We start from the raw sequence: 16468 nt of genomic DNA on the forward strand, positions 1-16468 counted from the left end.
TGCAGGGGGGACCCTGTGGGAGAGTAGGACGCCGCCGAACAATCTTTAGCCTCAACCCCCGGACATCGTCCGGGGGTTGAGGCATTTTTGCGTTCTGCACCAGTACGGTCCTGCCGAGTTGCTACTGAGTTCCTGCTGACTTCCTGCCGGGGGATGACGGTTGAAGTCCACTACCTACGCTGGACGCATGCGCTATGACCTCGTCATCTTCGACAACGACGGTGTGCTCGTCGACAGTGAGCCGATCTCCAATACCGTCCTGGCCGCGTATCTGACCGAGCTCGGGCACCCGACGTCGTACGAGGACTCCCTCCGCGACTACATGGGCGCCGCTGTGCACCGGGTGCACGACACGGTGCTGGAGAGGACCGGGCAGCGGCTGCCGGAGGACTTCGACGAGATCCTGCATGGCCGAGTCTTCGCCGCCTTCGAACGGGAGTTGCAGCCGGTCAACGGCGTGAGCGAGGTGCTCGGGAAGCTTGTCGCGGAAGGGGTGCCGTACTGCGTGGCGTCGTCGGGGAGTCATGAGCGGATCCGGGTCGGGCATCGGAAGACCGGACTGGGCGAGTGGTTCCGGCGCGAGAACGTCTTCAGCGCGCAGGATGTGGGCCGCGGGAAGCCGGCGCCGGATCTGTTCCTGTACGCCGCCGAACGGATGGGGGTCGCGCCCGAGCGGTGCGTCGTCGTGGAGGACAGCCCGCTCGGGGTCGCGGCGGCTCATGCGGCGGGGATGGACGTGTACGGGTTCACGGCGATGACGGCGGCCGCGGACCTCGCCGGCGCCAAGGCGCACTTCGCGGACATGGCGGAGCTGCCGGGATTGCTCGCGTGATCCATCTACTCATGGGTAGATGAGCGGCTTACGCTGTGCGGCCATGACAGACGCGCGGTTGCGGCACGGTCGGGGCTCGTTGGGGCTGAGCTTCTTCGTCCAGGGGGTGACCTTTGCGCTCCTCGTGACGCGCATACCTGCGATTCAGGACCGGTACGGGATATCCGACGGGCTGCTGCCGCTGTTTCTGGCGGCCGTGCCGATCCTGGCCGGGGTAGGCAGCGTAGTGACCGAGAAGCTTGTGGCGCGCGTGCGGCCGGGTGCCGTGCTGAGGTGGTCGCAGCCGGTCGTGCTGCTGTCGCTTCTGAGCGTGGGGGCGGGCAGCGGGCTGTGGCAGGTGGCCGTGGCGCTCGGGGCGTTCGGGCTTGCGGTCGGTGCGCTGGACGCGTCCATGAACATGCTCGGGGTGAGCTTGCAGCGGGCGTACGGGCGCAGCATCATGCTCGGCTTCCACGCGACGTACAGCCTCGGTGGGATCGTGGGCGCGTCGCTCGCATGGGTGGGGGCGCACTGGGATCTGCCGCTCGTGGTGTCGTATCTGCCGGTGGTGGCGGTGCTGTTGCCGGCGGCGCTGGTCGGGAGCCGGTGGTACGTGGACGCGGAGGACCGTCCGGGCCGCCAGGAGGAGGGCGTTGCGGGCGGGGCGCCGGTTCCCTTCAAGGTGCTGCTGCCGCTGTGTCTGGTGATGACGTTCGCGTACATCGGGGATTCGACGGTCTCCAATTGGAGCGCGAAGTATCTCCAGGACGTACTGGGGGGCTCGGAGGAGCTGGCGACGGTCCCGTACAACGCGTACATGGTGACGACGCTGCTGGGGCGGGCCGTGGGGGATCTCGGCGTGCGGCGCTTCGGGGCCGTCGCGGTCGTGCGGTTCGGTACGGTGCTGGCCGCCGGTGGGTTCGCGGTGGTCGCGGTGGCGCCCGGGGCATGGGTGGGGCTTGCCGGGTTCACTCTGCTCGGGCTCGGGCTGTGTGTGATCGTGCCGCAGACGTTCGCAGCGGCGGGGCGGCTCGCTGGTGAACGTCGTAGCCCGGGGGCGAGCGACGTGGCCGTGGCTCGTCTGAACGTTTTCAATTATGTGGGGTTCTTGATCGGGTCGCCGCTGGTCGGGGCGCTCGGAGATGCGTGGAACTACCGGGGCGCGATGCTCGTTCCGATGGTGTTGGTCCTTGTGACGTTGCTGTATGCCCGGTCGTTCATGGCGGAGTCCGACCGATACGGTGGCGAGCATGAGCGGCCGCGCACTGTTGATGTGGGACGAAGCGGTGACGAAGTATGACTTCGGAGCCGGCCATCCGATGGATCCGGTACGGCTTGCGCTGACCATGGGGTTGGTGCGGGCGTACGGGCTGGACCGTGCGGTGGATGTGGTAGCCGCGAAGCCGGCCGGGGAGTCGACGCTGCGGCTGGTCCACCGAGAGGACTATGTGGCGGCCGTGCGGGCGGCCTCCGAGGACCCGCGGGCGGCAGACCAGTCGTACGGTCTGGGGACGATGGACGACCCGGCGTTCGCCGGCATGCATGAGGTGTCCGCGCTGATCGCGGGACAGTCGGTGGGGGCGGCGGACGCGGTCTGGCGTGGGGAAGCCGGGCATGCGGTGAACTTCGCGGGTGGGCTGCATCATGCGATGCCGGGGGCGGCGTCGGGGTTCTGCATCTACAACGACGCGTCGCTGGCGATCGCCCGGCTGCTGGAGCTGGGAGCGGAGCGGGTCGCGTACGTGGATGTGGACGTACATCACGGGGACGGGGTCCAGGCGGCGTTCTGGGACGACCCGAGGGTGCTGACGATTTCGCTGCACGAGCATCCGCGCATGCTGTTTCCGGGGACGGGGTGGCCTGAGGAGACAGGCGGGTCCGGTGCGGCCGAGGGCAGCGCCGTGAATGTGGCGCTGCCGGCGGGGACGGGTGACGAGGGCTGGCTGCGGGCGTTCCATGCCGTGGTGCCGGAGCTGTTGTCGGACTTCCGGCCGCAGGTGCTGGTGACGCAGCACGGGGCGGATACGCACTTCGAGGATCCGCTGGCGCATCTGGCGGTGTCGCTCGATGCGCAGCGGCTGGTCCAGGAGGCGTGCCACTCGCTGGCGCACGAGTACGTCGAGGGCGGGCGTTGGGTCGCCCTCGGGGGCGGTGGGTACGCGGTGGTGGATGTGGTGCCGCGGTCGTGGACGCACCTGGTGGGGATCGCTGGGCATGCGCCGGTGGATCCCGAGTCGGTGATTCCGTCGTCGTGGCGGGATGAAGTGTATGCGCGGACACGGCAGTTGGGGCCGGGGCGGATGACGGACGGCCGTACGCCCGGATGGCGGGCCTGGGAGGAGGGGTACGACCCGGCGGACCGGCTGGACCAGGCGGTGCTGGCGACGAGGCGGGCGGCGTTTCCGCTGAGGGGACTGCTGGCCTAGGGGGTGCCTTCTGGATCAGCCCTGATCCGGAAGACAGGTGCTGGAGCCCGGGGGCGGCGCGCTGACGAAGGAAGGGCGACGCGCTTCCGGAGGCGGGGAGGGAGAGTACCCGCGTTACGCCGACTGTGGGGATTTGCCGGGGTTTTTGGTGTGTGGGTCGGTGGGCTGCGGCAGCATCGGCGGTGTGTTGAGCAGGGGAGCGTTGCGGGCGCATCTGTTGGCGGCGAGGTTGGCCGGGCCGGTGGCCACGTCGAGGGAGGAGAGCCTGCGGAGCTATCGGCTGTTCGCGGCGCGGGATCCACGCGTCACGCTCGGACTCGATCCCGAATGGGTATGGGATGAGCGGGATTTGATCGCGTTAATGGCCGACAAGTGCGGGGTCTCCGGTGATCCGAGGCATGTTTCAGGGCCGGATGTGATCGATCCTGAGAGGACGCTGAGCGGGCTCGATGCGTTCGCCGAGCGGCTGGGGGTGCTGGCCGAGCGGCGGGGTGCGGTGCTGTTCGGGACCGGGCACCCGCATCGGCTGCTCGGGTTCTACGCCGAGCTGGCAGACGCTTTGTCGGCGGCAGGCTGTCTCGTCCTCACACCGGCGCAGGGGCGATGTGTCGACATAACGACCCGGTTCGGGGTACGCACGTACAACCTTGACTACGTACGGGGAGTCGCGCTGGTGCGGGAACCCGGCGTGCCGGTCGCCGGCCGTGAGACCGGTGCGCACACTCACTCGCCCCTCCCGGTTCGGGCCGCGATGGAGGGGGTTGCGGAGGTGGGCGGCCGCCTGCCCGAGCTGGTCGTCGGGGACCACGGCTGGGTCTGCGGGGCAGGTCAGCTGGGATTCGAGGCCATCGGCCTGGCCGACACGGACGATCCGGCGCTGTTCGTCGGCGAGGCCGAGGGGCAGGTGTCCGTCGCCGTTCCGCTTGATGACGCTGTGCGGTCCGATTACTACCGGCCGCTTACTCGCTATGTACTCAATCGAGCGTGTCTGTCACAGTAAACGGCCGATGGCTGCTCCTCTTCCCCACTCGCATCACCCGCCCCTAGTCTGGTGAGTGAGCGCACCGCGACGAAGAGTCACCGGAGGGGAAGCCGGTGTGCGTCGTGTGCGGAAGGTACAGGTGGGTCATGGCTGCTGGCGAGAGGCCTCTCAACGAGGTCAAGTTCCTGACCGTGGCGGAAGTCGCCTCGGTGATGCGCGTATCGAAGATGACCGTGTACCGGTTGGTGCACAGCGGTCATCTGCCGGCGATTCGGGTGGGCAGGTCCTTCCGGGTCCCGGAGCAAGCGGTTCACGAGTACCTCCGCGAGTCCTTTGTGGGGGTGGAATCAGCCTGAGGCGCCCCTCGGATTACAAGCTCGGAGCTCGGGCCGGTAGGCTAGGCCGACGTAGGTCGTGTGGGCCCAGACGCCCCGCACCGAGTGAAGAGAAGTGAGCGAGGGTAGTCGTGGGCTCTGTTATCAAGAAGCGGCGCAAGCGGATGGCGAAGAAGAAGCACCGCAAGCTGCTCAAGCGCACGCGCGTTCAGCGTCGCAACAAGAAGTAAGCGGCGGCTGTCCGTGAATCCGCGGCCCTTCCACCCGAGTGGGTGGAGGGGCCGCGGTGCGTTTGCGGGGCGCGTGCTGTCCCTCGTTTCATGCCACCTGGACCGGCGGTGTCGTGCGTTGGGACCAATGAGCCGTGAAGAAAGCCCTGCGGTCATCACAGCGCAACATCAACCCGCTACGGTGACGCATAGCCAGGACCGAACGGAAGGCGCTGATCTTGGGCAAGGTCGTGCTCGTCACCGGTGTGGCCCGGCAGCTCGGGGGCCGCTTCGTACGCCGAATCCAGCGGGACCCCGAAGTGGACCGGGTAGTGGGCGTGGATGCGGTGACTCCCGAGCATCATCTCGGCGGTGCCGACTTCGTACGGGCGGACATCCGCCAGCCCGCGATAGCTCGTGTACTTGCCGAGCATGATGTCGACACGGTCGTCCATATGGACGTCACGGGCACTCCCCTGGGCGCCGGCGGCCGCACGTCGGTCAAGGAGACCAACGTCATCGGCACCATGCAGCTGCTCGGCGCCTGCCAGAAGTCTCCGACCGTGCGGCGCCTGGTCGTCAAGTCCAGTACGAGCGTGTACGGCTCCGCGCCCCGCGACCCGGCCGTCTTCACCGAGACCACACCGCCCAAGTCCCTCCCCAGCGGTGGCTTCGCCAAGGACGCGGTGGAGGTCGAGGGGTACGTACGCGGCTTCGCGCGCCGCAGGCCGGACGTGGCCGTGTGCGTGCTGCGCTTCGCGAACATCCTCGGGCCGCGCGCCGACTCCCCGCTCGCCGACTATTTCTCGCTGCCCGTCATGCCGACCGTCTTCGGCTACGACCCGCGGCTGCAGTTCGTCCATGAGGACGACGTCATCGAGGTGTTGCGGATCGCCTCCCACGAGCCGCGCCGTGGAACGCTGAACAGCGGCACGTTCAATGTCGCGGGCGATGGCGTGCTGCTGCTGTCGCAGTGCTCGCGGCGGCTGGGCCGTCCCACGGTGCCGGTGCTGCTGCCGGCCGTCACCTGGGTCGGGTCCGCACTGCGGACGGTCGGGCTCACCGACTTCTCGCCGGAGCAGATCCGGCTGCTCACGCACGGCCGGGTGGTCAGTACCGTCCAGATGCGCGAGACGCTGGGCTTCACCCCCGCGTACACGACCGCGGAGACCTTCGCGGACTTCTCGCGCAGCCGCGGGCCGGGGCTGCTGCCGCCGGAGGCCCTGGCGAGGGCGGTCGACAAGGTCGCCGCCCTCCCGCTGGCGGGCGGCGCCAGGACCACCACTCAGAGCGCCGGATAAGGAGCGCAAGGAACGATGGCGGACGCCAAGGTCATTCCGTTCGACGACGACCGGTCACGCAACGGTACGCCGCAGCGCTCGGTGCGGCGGCGCCCCGGGTCAGGTCGGCGAAAGGCCGCCGAGGTGGCGGCCCGTGAGATCCCGGTGGGCGCTGTGCCGGGGCAACTGGGCGGGGAGCGTACGTCGGCGCGGGACGCCGTCGCGGATGCGGGTACGGACTCGGGCACGGCGTCCGACGGGTCGCCGCGCGTGCCGGAGGCGGGCGGCGGCTGGGACCGGCGCATCGCGGGCGGGCTGGCGTTTCTGCGGCGCCGGGTCACCGGTGACTACGAGGTCGACGAGTTCGGCTACGACAAGGAACTCACCGACCAGGTGCTCATGTCGCTGCTGCGGCCGCTGTACGAGAAGTACTTCCGGGTCGAGGTGAAGGGCATCGAGAACATCCCGTCGGAGGGCGGGGCGCTCGTCGTGGCCAACCACTCCGGGACGCTGCCGCTGGACGGGCTGATGATGCAGGTCGCCGTCCATGACAATCACCCGGCCGGCCGCCATCTGCGGCTGCTCGCCGCGGATCTGGTCTTCGTGCTGCCGGTGATAAACGAGCTGGCGCGGAAGGCCGGGCACACGCTGGCGTGCGCGGAGGACGCGGAGCGGCTGCTGCAGCAGGGTGAGGTCGTCGGTGTCATGCCGGAGGGCTTCAAGGGCATCGGCAAGCCCTTCAGCGAGCGGTACAAGCTGCAGCGCTTCGGGCGTGGCGGCTTCGTCTCGACGGCGCTTCGGGCGGGGACGCCGATCGTGCCCTGCTCGATCGTCGGGGCGGAGGAGATCTACCCGATGGTCGGTAACGCGAAAACGCTGGCGCGGCTGCTGGGGTTCCCGTACTTCCCGCTTACGCCGACGTTCCCCTGGCTGGGGCCGCTGGGGGCGGTGCCGCTGCCGACGAAGTGGACGATCCAGTTCGGGGAGCCGATCCCGACGGACGGCTATCCGCCGGAGGCGGCGGAGGATCCGATGCTGATGTTCAACCTGACGGACCAGGTGAGGGAGCAGATCCAGCACACCTTGTACAAGCTGCTGGTGCAGCGGCGGTCGGTGTTCTTCTGAGGGGCCTGTCGGGCCTTCTCATGTCATGACGTCATGAGGGAGGGGCGGGAGACCTGGTGTCTCCCGCCCCTCCCTCATGTGCTCCCTCAGGTGCCTAGGGTGCGTCCTCGCCCTCGATGCCCAGACCGGGCAGCAGGCCCGGCAGCAGCGGCGGGATGGTCACATCGGGCATGGGATCCGTCATGTCCGTCCCCCTGCCGGAGGGGGACGGTGTCGCGCTGTTCTGCGGAGGGTCGAGCAGTCCGCCCGTGTTGCCCCCGAGCAGGCCGTCGTCCGTCGTCGTGCCCGAGCCCGACGGCTGGGGCCAGTTGTCCCCGTCGGTCCGGCCCGTGGAGGGCGAGGACGGCGACGGGCGGTACGTACCGGACGTACCCGAGGAGTCCTGGGGGGACGGTCCGGAATGCTGCGGTCCGCCGTGCTCCGTCTCGGGTACGCGGGGCAGCAGCGACTGGAGCGGCCCGACCTCTTGGTCTATGGCGTCGAGGACCGAGCTCACTTCGTCGCCGACGTCGGTCAGCTGTGCGGGCAGGCGGTCCCGCAGCCCGTTCCACGTGTCGCGGTGGGAGCGGGAGAAGGACGACAGCGTCGCGATGGGGCCGAGCGAGCCGTCCCGTTCGTAGGCCTGGTGAAGAAGCCGGTGGCCTTCGGAGACGTCGTGGTGCATGCCGCTCAGGGCGCGTCTGACCTCGCCCAGGGACTCGTGGTCCAGCTCGCCTGCCCGGCCGCGCTCCATCAGACGGCGGGCTTCGTTGAGCCTGGTCGAGGCCTGGTCGAGGTAGAGCTCGCCGCGGTCCGCGTCGTCGTCGGCCATGCCGAGCTTGATGTCCTCCATGCCCCGCTTGAGCCCGTAGAGCGAGTCACCGGGGAGGGCGTCGGCACTTGCGCCGGCCACCCCGCTGAGGGCTCCTGCGGCCACACCGACGGTGAGCCCGCCGGCTGCGAGGCCCTTGGACCAGCGGGAGCGCGGGCGCAGTTTCCTGAGCGGGGAGGCCCGATGGGCACCGCGGCCGGAAGTTCGCTGCCCCGGCACGGTGGGGCCCGCGGGGGCGCCACCCTCCGCGAGCATCGCTTCCATGGCGGCCACGAGCTGAGCTCGCTGCACCACCTTGACCTCGGGATCCAACTGGGGTTTCGGCAGTTCCCCGAGGCCGTTCGCCAAGGCCAACAGTCGCCCGTGCTCGGCCGGTTCGGCCGAATCCTCGGGCGGCTCGGCCGCCGTGCCCCGGAGCGTCCGATCCTCCAGGGCCTGGGCGAAGGCGTTCGCCCGCCGGTGCGCCGAAACGTTCGCGATCACTGGCGGCACCTCCTCTCGTCATGACGGTCGACTCCCCGGGGGGTCCGGAAGGTTGCACGCCTTGAGCACATCCACACGAACGAGTGAGTGGCTGCGGGCATGGCGTGACCGCAGGGAGCCTGCATTCCGCACAACGAGCGGCTCGGCAGTTGGGTTACGCGCGGAGGATGATCGGACCAGTGCGTCATCAGGCGCTCACGGATGGTGAGTTGAGGTGAACGGGACCGGGGACTGGGCGCGTGGGGGGAGGTGCGTGGGGGTGTGGGGATGTGGGGCGCAGGGGGGAGGGGGGACGAGGGGGAGGGTGACGGGCGGTCAGCGCGCGTCTTCGGGGAGGAGTCGGGCCAGGGTGCGGACGGCACGGTATTGGAGGGTCTTGATCGCGCCCTCGTTCTTGCCCATCACCCGTGCGGTTTCGGCGACAGACAGGCCCTGCAGGAAGCGCAGGGTCACACACTCCTGCTGCTGGGGATTGAGCTTGCGGACGGCTTCGAGCAGTGCGGCGTTCGAGAGGGATTCGAGAACCGAGTCCTCGGGGCTGCGCTCGACCTCGTTGGCATCGAGCATCTCGCCGGTGGTCACTTCCAGTCGGAAGCGGCTCGATTTGAAGTGGTCGGCGACCAGATTGCGGGCGATCGTGACCAGCCAGGCGCCGAAGTCGCGGCCCTGCCAGGTGAAGGTGGAGATACGGCGCAGCGCGCGGAGGAACGTCTCGCTGGTGAGGTCCTCCGCGGTCGCCTTCCCGCCAACGCGGTAGTAGATGTAGCGATAGACCGTGTCGCTGTACTGGTCGTACAGCCGGCCGAAGGCCTCGGCCTCGCCGGCCTGGGCGCGCTCGACGAGCTCCATCATGCGCGCGCTGTCGCTGTCGGCGCTGGGCCGGCGGGCCGTGGTCGAGGCGCCGGCGCCGCCCCGGCCGCCCCGTCTGCCCACCTCCCGCCCGTCACCCGACCGCCGTCCCGCAACGACTCCGCTGCGCGTCGGCCCCTTCTCGAGGCCGTCGGCCAGGGCGTAGCAGGGACCGGCAGGGCCGAGGGCGGCAGGGCTCGGCGCGGCGAAAGCGGGGACGGCGTACGCGGTGGGGACGAAGCCACGCAAATGGTCGAGGACCGTTGCGCGCAGCGTAGCCAGGCCCGAGGCGTCAACCCCGACGTGTGGGTACACGGGACTCCCAGAGGCAGAGCTTCCATCACGTGCAGTGCGGGACCGTTCACCCGTCGTGGCGACGTGTGGGGTCCTTAATGCGTCTGAGGAGAATAACGCTTCGTACAGGCAGCGCTACACCCAGTTGCCCAAATCACCGATTACGTCGCTTCTGTTGCAGCAAAGCGACACATCCAGTCGCAGATTGTGATCGCTTATTGATCGGATTACTTCGTGATCTGCTGCGGCGCGTGATGGGTTGTGCTCAAGTGGCGGCAACGGGACTGGCAGGGCGCACAGGCGGGTAAGAGGGCCGGAATGGCGCATGCCGGACACCGGCGTCAGTTTCCTCGCACCGGTGCGGTCGAACGGATGTCCGTCTATGTGCGGTTGCGGTTGCGGTCGTGCTCGTGGTCCGCGTGTCCCGCCGCGTCAGCGGCGGCGGCGGTGCAGGGCGACGGCCGCCGCCGTGCCGCCCGCGATCGCCCCGACCCCCGCCGCGGCCGGGATGCCGACCTTGGCCGCCTTGCGGCCGGTGCGGTAGTCGCGCAGCCGCCAGTCGCGCTCGCGCGCGTGCTTGCGCAGCTTGGTGTCCGGGTTGATGGCGTACGGGTGCCCGACGAGAGAGAGCATCGGGATGTCGTTGTGCGAGTCGCTGTACGCCGCACAGCGGCCCAGCTCCAGGTCCTCGGCGGCCGCCAGGGCCCGTACCGCTTCGGCCTTCGCCGGGCCGTGCAGCGGCTCGCCCACGAGCTTTCCGGTGTAGACGCCGTCCACGGACTCGGCGACCGTGCCGAGCGCGCCGGTCAGGCCGAGGCGGCGGGCGATGATCGTCGCGGTCTCCACCGGCGCGGCGGTGACCAGCCAGACCTTCTGGCCCGCGTCGAGGTGGGCCTGGGCCAGGGCGCGGGTGCCGGGCCAGATGCGGTCCGCCATGTACTCGTCGTAGATCTCCTCGCCGATGGACATCAGCTCGGAGACGCGGTGGCCCTTGACGATGGACAGCGCGGACTCGCGTACGTCCTGCATATGGTCGGGGTCCTCGACCCCGGCGAGCCGGAACCAGGTCTGCTGCCAGGCGAATCTCGCCAGCTCGCGGCGCTGGAAGAACTTCCGCTTGTACAGGCCGCGCCCGAAGTGGAAGATCGCGGCGCCCTGCATCACGGTGTTGTCGAGGTCGAAGAAGGCCGCGGCGCGGACGTCCCCGACGACGGGGAAGTCCGGCTCGGCCGGCTTGGCGCCTGCCGTCTCCGCCGTCTCCGCGGATTCTGCTTCGTACTGTTGCGAGGTCTTGCGCGCTGCCTCGGCGGCGGCCTCGCCTGCGAGGACGCTCCGTGCGGTGGCGGAGCGCCTACGGGGGGTGAGCCATCCCAGTGCGGCCATGTCGTGAGCATAGCCAGTCTGTTCGGGACTTCCTGACGCGTCGGGATGCGAAGGCGTGAACTCTCCGGGGCCGGATTGTTAAAGGGACCATTCGGGCGTGTGGCGGGCAGGCGGAGAATGGGCGTCATGAGTGCTCTGCTGCGGCGTACGAAGAAGAAGGCAGGCGATCGGGTCGTGACCCTGATCGGGAAGCCCGGGTGCCATCTCTGTGACGATGCGAGGTCCGTGATCCAGGAGGTGTGCGCGGAGACCGGCGCGGCCTGGGAGGAGAAGGACATCACGCAGGACGAAGAGCTGCACCGGGAGTACTGGGAGCAGATTCCGGTCGTCCTGGTGGACGGCGAGCAGCACACGTTCTGGCGGGTGGACGCCGGGCGGCTCCGCCGCGAACTGGGGGCGTGACCGAAAGGCGGTTACCATCGTGGGCGATTTGTTGGGGTCTCGGGGGCGTGGCCGTAAGGAGTGTGTACCGCTTTGCCCCCTTCGGACTTTCAACGAGCACGAGGGGTCCGCGGTTCCGGAATCGCGCGATCGGCTCGCGTGACCCCGGTCACTTTGCACGGACAAAGCGGACACCATCTTTGTGCACGCGTTCACAAAGACATAGCCTGCATTCGACGGGGCGGCCATGGGACGTACGGCCGCCTGCAGCCTCGCTCATCCCGCAGGAGCACCGTGGCAACTGGCCGAACTCACCGACCGGCGACTCGCAGCCGAGGAATCCCCGAGGCCACTGTCGCCCGGCTTCCGCTGTATCTGCGCGCCCTGACCGCGCTGTCGGAGCGCTCAGTGCCGACGGTCTCCTCGGAGGAGCTCGCGGCGGCGGCGGGTGTGAACTCCGCGAAGCTGCGCAAGGACTTCTCGTACCTCGGCTCCTACGGGACCAGGGGTGTCGGCTATGACGTCGAGTACCTCGTCTACCAGATCTCGCGCGAGCTCGGCCTCACCCAGGACTGGCCGGTTGTGATCGTCGGTATCGGTAACCTCGGCGCCGCGCTCGCCAACTACGGCGGCTTCGCCTCCCGTGGCTTCCGGGTCGCCGCGCTGATCGACGCCGACCCGGCGATGGCCGGTAAGCCGGTCGCCGGGATCCCCGTCCAGCACACCGACGAGCTGGAGAAGATCATCTCGGACAACGGCGTCTCCATCGGGGTCATCGCGACGCCCGCGGGCGCCGCCCAGCAGGTGTGCGACCGGCTGGTCGCCGCCGGCGTCACGTCCATCCTCAACTTCGCGCCCACCGTCCTCTCGGTGCCGGACGGCGTGGACGTGCGCAAGGTCGACCTCTCGATCGAGCTGCAGATCCTCGCCTTCCACGAGCAGCGCAAGGCCGGCGAGGAGACCGAGGTCGGGGGCGAGGTCGAGGCCGCTGTACCGCCCGTCGCCTCGCGCGGAGCCACAGGCGCGGCCGCCGGCCGGAAGGGACCCGACGGGGACGTACCCGCCGTGATGCCGGCATGAGCCTCCTGGTCGTCGGACTCAGTCACCGCAGCGCTCCGGTCAGTGTGCTGGAGCGGGCCTCGCTGTCCTCGGACACGCAGGGCAAGCTGCTGCAGGACACGCTCGCCGCGGAGCCCGCGGTGGAAGCGGCCGTCCTCGCCACCTGCAACCGCATCGAGCTCTACGCCGACGTGGACAAGTTCCACGCCGGTGTCGCCGAGCTGTCCACCCTGCTCTCCCAGCACAGCGGCGTGGGGCTCGAGGAACTCACCCCTTATCTCTATGTGCACTACGAGGACCGGGCCGTCCACCACCTCTTCTCGGTGGCCTGCGGGCTGGACTCGATGGTCGTCGGCGAGGGCCAGATCCTCGGCCAGATCAAGGACTCCCTCGCGCTCGGCCAGGAGCTGCACACCGCCGGCCGGCTGCTGAACGACCTGTTCCAGCAGTCGCTGCGGGTCGGCAAGCGTGCCCACAGCGAGACCGGGATCGACCGGGCCGGGCAGTCGCTCGTCACCTTCGGCCTGGAGCAGCTGTCCGAAGGCACCCCGGTGGACTACTGGGCGCGCGGCAAGCGGGCGCTCGTCATCGGTGCCGGCTCGATGTCCTCGCTCGCCGCCGCCACGCTGGCGCGGGCCGGGGTCGCCGAGATCGTCATCGCCAACCGCACGCAGGAGCGCGCCGAGCGGCTCGTACAGATCCTCACCGAGCCGGGCGGTACGGGCGTGCGCGCCCGAGCAGTCGAAATGGCCTCTGTCGGCGCAGAGTTGACACGTGCCGACGTCGTCGTGTCGTGCACCGGGGCGACCGGGCTCGTGCTGAAGGCCGACGCCGTCGCCGCGGCGCTGCAGGGACGCGAGAGCATGCCGGCGCTGCTCGACCTCGCCATGCCCCGCGACATCGACGCCGCCGTGCACGGCCTCGACGGGGTCCGGTTCGTGGACATCGAGTCGCTCGCCGAGGCCTCCGCGGACGCCCCGATGGCCGCCGACGTCGACCAGGTGCGCACCATCGTCGCCGACGAGGTCGCCGCCTTCGGTGCCGCCCAGCGCGCCGCGCACATCACGCCGACCGTGGTCGCCCTGCGCACCATGGCCGCCGATGTGGTGGCCGGCGAGGTAGCCCGGCTGGAGGGCCGGCTGCCCGATCTCGACGAGAAGCAGCGCGCCGAGATCACCCAGACCGTGCGCCGCGTCGTCGACAAGCTCCTCCACGCGCCCACCGTGCGGATCAAGCAGCTCGCCGCCGAGCCCGGCGGCGCCGGCTACGCGGACGCGCTGCGCACACTCTTCGACCTCGACCCGGAGACGGTCGCCTCCGTCAGCCGGGCCGACGTGAACGACGCAGATCTCAAGAACCGAGGGCGAGTATGACCGAGAGGGCTTTGGGTACCGACCGGCCCCTACGGCTCGGAACCAGGCGCAGCAAACTCGCGATGGCCCAGTCCGGGCACGTGGCCGAGGCGGTGCGGCAGCTGACCGGCCGCCCCGTCGAGCTCGTCGAGATCACCACGTACGGCGACACCTCCCGCGAGCACCTGGCGCAGATCGGCGGCACCGGCGTGTTCGTCACCGCGCTGCGCGACGCGCTGCTCGCCGGTGAGGTCGACTTCGCGGTGCACTCGCTGAAGGACCTGCCGACCGCACAGCCGGACGACCTGGTGCTGGCCGCGATCCCGCGGCGCGAGGACCCGCGCGACGTCCTGGTGGCGCGTGACGGGCTGACCCTTGACCGGCTGCCCCGGGGAGCCCGGGTCGGCACCGGCTCGCCGCGCCGGATGGCGCAGCTGAACGCGTACGCGCGTTCGCACGGGCTGGACATCGAGACCGTGCCGATCCGCGGGAACATCGACACCCGCGTCGGTTTCGTGCGGAACGGGGAACTGGACGCGGTGGTTCTCGCCGCGGCCGGCCTGAACCGTATCGGGCGGATCAACGAGGTGACCGACTTCCTGCCGGTCGACTCGATCCTGCCCGCCCCCGGCCAGGGGGCCCTGGCAGTCGAGTGCCTGTCGGCGAACGCCGATCTCGCTGCCGTGCTCGCCGAGCTCGACGACCCGTACACCCGGGCCGCCGTGACCGCCGAGCGATCCCTGCTCGCCGCCCTGGAGGCCGGCTGCAGCGCACCTGTGGGTGCGCTGGCCGACCTGCTGGCTGACGGACAGGTTGTTCATGAGATGCGCCTGCGGGGTGTCGTCGGCACGACCGACGGTTCCACGCTGGTGCAGCTGTCCACCACCGGTCCCGTACCTACGTCGCACGACGACGCGGTGGCACTCGGTCGCGAACTCGCGTCCGAGATGCTCGCCAAGGGTGCGGCCGGTCTTATGGGGGAGCGAGCACTTTGAGCCCCACCGCCTCGAACCTTCCGGCTGTTCCCGCACACGGGCACGTCACCTTCCTCGGCGCCGGTCCCGGTGACCCGGGTCTGCTGACGCTGCGCGCCGTGGAGGCGCTGGCGCGCGCGGACGTACTGATCGCCGAGCCCGATGTCCTCGACGTCGTTCGCGGCCATGCGCGCACCGGAGTGAGCACGCCTGAACTGACGGTTGTTGACGATGCGTCAACGGCCGTCGGGGTCCCCGTGTTGAGGGATGCGGCCAATCTTGTCATGGAGGCCGCGCGGAGCGGCAAGCGGGTCGTCCGTGCGGTGAGCGGCGACCCCGGGCTCGACGGCGACGCGGGCACGGAGATGCTCGCCTGCGCGGCCGAGGCCATCCCCTTCGAGGTCGTGCCGGGTGTCGCGACGGCGGTGGGCGTGCCTGCGTACGCCGGTGTCCCGCTGCGCGACGCACAGGGGACGGACGTGCGGTTCATCGACGCCCGTACCGCGGACAGCCGCTGCTGGACCGAGGTCGGCGCGTCGGACGGGACCGTCGTCGTGTCCACGACGCTGGACGCGGTCGCGTCGGCCGCGGGCGAGCTGGTGACCGCAGGGCGCAAGCCCGACACCCCGCTGACGGTGACGGTCGCCGGTACGACGACACGGCAGCGGACATGGACGGCCACGCTCGGGACGATCGCGCAGCTCTTCAAGCAGACGAAGGTGCTGCCGTCGCCGGAGGGCCACCGGCCCGTCATAGCCGTGGTCGGTGAGCGCAGTGCCGCCGCCCAGCGCGACCAGCTCGCGTGGTTCGAGTCCAAGCCGCTGTTCGGCTGGAAGGTCCTCGTGCCGCGTACGAAGGAGCAGGCGGCATCGCTCTCCGACCAGCTCAGGTCCTATGGCGCCGTCCCGCACGAGGTGCCGACGATCGCCGTCGAGCCGCCGCGGACGCCGCAGCAGATGGAGCGCGCGGTCAAGGGGCTCGTCACCGGCCGCTACGAGTGGATCGCCTTCACCTCGGTCAATGCCGTGAAGGCGGTACGGGAGAAGTTCGAGGAGTACGGGCTCGACGCGCGGGCCTTCGCCGGGATCAAGGTCGCCGCGGTCGGCGAGCAGACGGCGCGTGCTCTGGTCGAGTTCGGCGTCAAGCCCGATCTGGTGCCCAGCGGGGAGCAGTCGGCCGCCGGTCTGCTGGAGGACTGGCCGCCGTACGACCCGGTGTTCGACCCGATCGACCGGGTGTTCCTGCCCAGGGCCGACATCGCCACGGAGACGCTGGTGGCGGGCCTGATCGAGCTGGGCTGGGAGGTCGACGACGTCACGGCCTACCGGACCGTGCGGGCGTCGCCGCCGCCGGCGGAGACCCGGGAAGCGATCAAGGGCGGCGGTTTCGACGCCGTTCTGTTCACGTCGTCCTCCACCGTGCGGAACCTGGTCGGTATCGCCGGGAAGCCGCACAACGTGACCGTGATCGCGTGCATCGGTCCGGCCACCGCGAAGACGGCGGAGGAGCACGGGCTGCGGGTGGACGTGCTGTCGCCCGAGCCGTCGGTGCACAAGCTCGCGGAGGCGCTCGCGGAGTTCGGGGCGCGGCGGCGTGACGCGGCGGTCGAGGCCGGGGATCCGGTGACGCGGCCGAGCGAGCGGCGGCCGGGGGCGCGGAGGCGTCGTACGACGTAGTCGTACGACCCCGAGGGTTTACGGTGCCGGGCGCCCAT

16 protein-coding genes are annotated in these 16468 nt (G+C 70.0%); 13 read left to right on the forward strand and 3 right to left on the reverse strand.

Annotated elements, in window-relative coordinates:
- The first annotated feature begins 187 nt into the window (after window positions 1-187).
- The 8 genes from ACZ6ZQ_RS16455 (at window position 188) to ACZ6ZQ_RS16490 (ending at window position 7168) form a co-directional block, all read left to right on the forward strand.
- Window positions 188-832, forward strand: a complete 645-nt coding sequence (locus ACZ6ZQ_RS16455) for an HAD family hydrolase (RefSeq protein ID WP_469769232.1) — start codon at window positions 188-190, stop codon at window positions 830-832.
- 43 nt (window positions 833-875) lie between these two features.
- Window positions 876-2111 (forward strand): MFS transporter, encoded by a 1236-nt coding sequence (locus ACZ6ZQ_RS16460; protein WP_469769233.1) that lies wholly within the window; start codon window positions 876-878, stop codon window positions 2109-2111.
- Window positions 2062-3237: an acetoin utilization protein AcuC gene (locus tag ACZ6ZQ_RS16465; protein ID WP_469769234.1), complete on the forward strand. Its 1176-nt coding sequence runs from the start codon at window positions 2062-2064 to the stop codon at window positions 3235-3237. Before ACZ6ZQ_RS16460 ends, ACZ6ZQ_RS16465 begins: the two co-directional genes overlap by 50 nt.
- A 184-nt stretch (window positions 3238-3421) precedes the next feature.
- Window positions 3422-4237 carry a phosphatase gene (locus tag ACZ6ZQ_RS16470; protein WP_469769414.1) on the forward strand — a complete coding sequence of 272 codons (816 nt, stop codon included), beginning with the start codon at window positions 3422-3424 and terminating at the stop codon, window positions 4235-4237.
- 128 nt (window positions 4238-4365) lie between these two features.
- A complete protein-coding gene (locus ACZ6ZQ_RS16475) occupies window positions 4366-4575 on the forward strand; it encodes a helix-turn-helix domain-containing protein (protein WP_158687078.1) in 210 nt (69 codons plus the stop codon).
- Between the two features lie 110 nt (window positions 4576-4685).
- Window positions 4686-4784, forward strand: a complete 99-nt coding sequence (locus ACZ6ZQ_RS16480) for a 30S ribosomal protein bS22 (protein ID WP_003948845.1) — start codon at window positions 4686-4688, stop codon at window positions 4782-4784.
- A gap of 218 nt (window positions 4785-5002) precedes the next feature.
- A complete protein-coding gene (locus ACZ6ZQ_RS16485; protein WP_469769235.1) occupies window positions 5003-6064 on the forward strand; it encodes an NAD-dependent epimerase/dehydratase family protein in 1062 nt (353 codons plus the stop codon).
- A gap of 15 nt (window positions 6065-6079) precedes the next feature.
- Window positions 6080-7168 carry a lysophospholipid acyltransferase family protein gene (locus ACZ6ZQ_RS16490; RefSeq protein WP_469769236.1) on the forward strand — a complete coding sequence of 363 codons (1089 nt, stop codon included), beginning with the start codon at window positions 6080-6082 and terminating at the stop codon, window positions 7166-7168.
- Window positions 7169-7262: 94 nt separating this feature from the next.
- Here the strand turns inward: ACZ6ZQ_RS16490 and ACZ6ZQ_RS16495 are convergent, their stop codons facing one another.
- The 3 genes from ACZ6ZQ_RS16495 to ACZ6ZQ_RS16505 all read right to left on the reverse strand — a co-directional run bounded on the left by ACZ6ZQ_RS16495 (window position 7263) and on the right by ACZ6ZQ_RS16505 (window position 10988).
- Complete coding sequence (locus tag ACZ6ZQ_RS16495; RefSeq protein WP_469769237.1) at window positions 7263-8462, reverse strand: DUF5667 domain-containing protein; 1200 nt, start codon at window positions 8460-8462, stop codon at window positions 7263-7265.
- Window positions 8463-8777: 315 nt separating this feature from the next.
- Window positions 8778-9626, reverse strand: coding sequence for an ECF subfamily RNA polymerase sigma factor, BldN family (locus ACZ6ZQ_RS16500; protein ID WP_469769238.1), 849 nt, complete (start codon window positions 9624-9626; stop codon window positions 8778-8780).
- A 411-nt stretch (window positions 9627-10037) separates the two neighbouring features.
- On the reverse strand, window positions 10038-10988 hold the full coding sequence (locus ACZ6ZQ_RS16505) for an HAD family hydrolase (protein WP_469769239.1): 951 nt from the start codon (window positions 10986-10988) through the stop codon (window positions 10038-10040).
- A gap of 126 nt (window positions 10989-11114) precedes the next feature.
- Between ACZ6ZQ_RS16505 and ACZ6ZQ_RS16510 the strand changes: the two genes are divergently transcribed.
- The 5 genes from ACZ6ZQ_RS16510 to ACZ6ZQ_RS16530 all read left to right on the forward strand — a co-directional run bounded on the left by ACZ6ZQ_RS16510 (window position 11115) and on the right by ACZ6ZQ_RS16530 (window position 16430).
- Complete coding sequence (locus ACZ6ZQ_RS16510; protein WP_469769240.1) at window positions 11115-11390, forward strand: glutaredoxin family protein; 276 nt, start codon at window positions 11115-11117, stop codon at window positions 11388-11390.
- 273 nt (window positions 11391-11663) lie between these two features.
- Window positions 11664-12449, forward strand: coding sequence for a redox-sensing transcriptional repressor Rex (locus tag ACZ6ZQ_RS16515; protein ID WP_469769241.1), 786 nt, complete (start codon window positions 11664-11666; stop codon window positions 12447-12449).
- Entirely contained in the window at window positions 12446-13801 is a 1356-nt protein-coding gene (locus tag ACZ6ZQ_RS16520; RefSeq protein ID WP_469769242.1) for a glutamyl-tRNA reductase, read from the forward strand. The genes ACZ6ZQ_RS16515 and ACZ6ZQ_RS16520 overlap by 4 nt, the downstream gene beginning before the upstream one ends.
- Window positions 13798-14775: a hydroxymethylbilane synthase gene (gene hemC, locus ACZ6ZQ_RS16525; protein WP_469769243.1), complete on the forward strand. Its 978-nt coding sequence runs from the start codon at window positions 13798-13800 to the stop codon at window positions 14773-14775. Before ACZ6ZQ_RS16520 ends, hemC begins: the two co-directional genes overlap by 4 nt.
- Complete coding sequence (locus ACZ6ZQ_RS16530; RefSeq protein WP_469769244.1) at window positions 14772-16430, forward strand: bifunctional uroporphyrinogen-III C-methyltransferase/uroporphyrinogen-III synthase; 1659 nt, start codon at window positions 14772-14774, stop codon at window positions 16428-16430. Before hemC ends, ACZ6ZQ_RS16530 begins: the two co-directional genes overlap by 4 nt.
- Window positions 16431-16468 lie beyond the last annotated feature (38 nt).

The sequence above is a fragment of the Streptomyces sp. NPDC053673 genome, from assembly GCF_055585225.1.

What these genes read in the sequence shown, in the direction of transcription:
- ACZ6ZQ_RS16475 (WP_158687078.1), top strand. Translation starts at nt 4,366, where the DNA reads ATGGCTGCTGGCGAGAGGCCTCTCAACGAGGTCAAGTTCCTGACCGTG.
- ACZ6ZQ_RS16505 (WP_469769239.1), bottom strand. Translation starts at nt 10,988, where the DNA reads ATGGCCGCACTGGGATGGCTCACCCCCCGTAGGCGCTCCGCCACCGCA.
- ACZ6ZQ_RS16455 (WP_469769232.1), top strand. Translation starts at nt 188, where the DNA reads ATGCGCTATGACCTCGTCATCTTCGACAACGACGGTGTGCTCGTCGAC.
- ACZ6ZQ_RS16510 (WP_469769240.1), top strand. Translation starts at nt 11,115, where the DNA reads ATGAGTGCTCTGCTGCGGCGTACGAAGAAGAAGGCAGGCGATCGGGTC.
- ACZ6ZQ_RS16490 (WP_469769236.1), top strand. Translation starts at nt 6,080, where the DNA reads ATGGCGGACGCCAAGGTCATTCCGTTCGACGACGACCGGTCACGCAAC.
- ACZ6ZQ_RS16520 (WP_469769242.1), top strand. Translation starts at nt 12,446, where the DNA reads ATGAGCCTCCTGGTCGTCGGACTCAGTCACCGCAGCGCTCCGGTCAGT.
- hemC (WP_469769243.1), top strand. Translation starts at nt 13,798, where the DNA reads ATGACCGAGAGGGCTTTGGGTACCGACCGGCCCCTACGGCTCGGAACC.
- ACZ6ZQ_RS16460 (WP_469769233.1), top strand. Translation starts at nt 876, where the DNA reads ATGACAGACGCGCGGTTGCGGCACGGTCGGGGCTCGTTGGGGCTGAGC.
- ACZ6ZQ_RS16465 (WP_469769234.1), top strand. Translation starts at nt 2,062, where the DNA reads ATGAGCGGCCGCGCACTGTTGATGTGGGACGAAGCGGTGACGAAGTAT.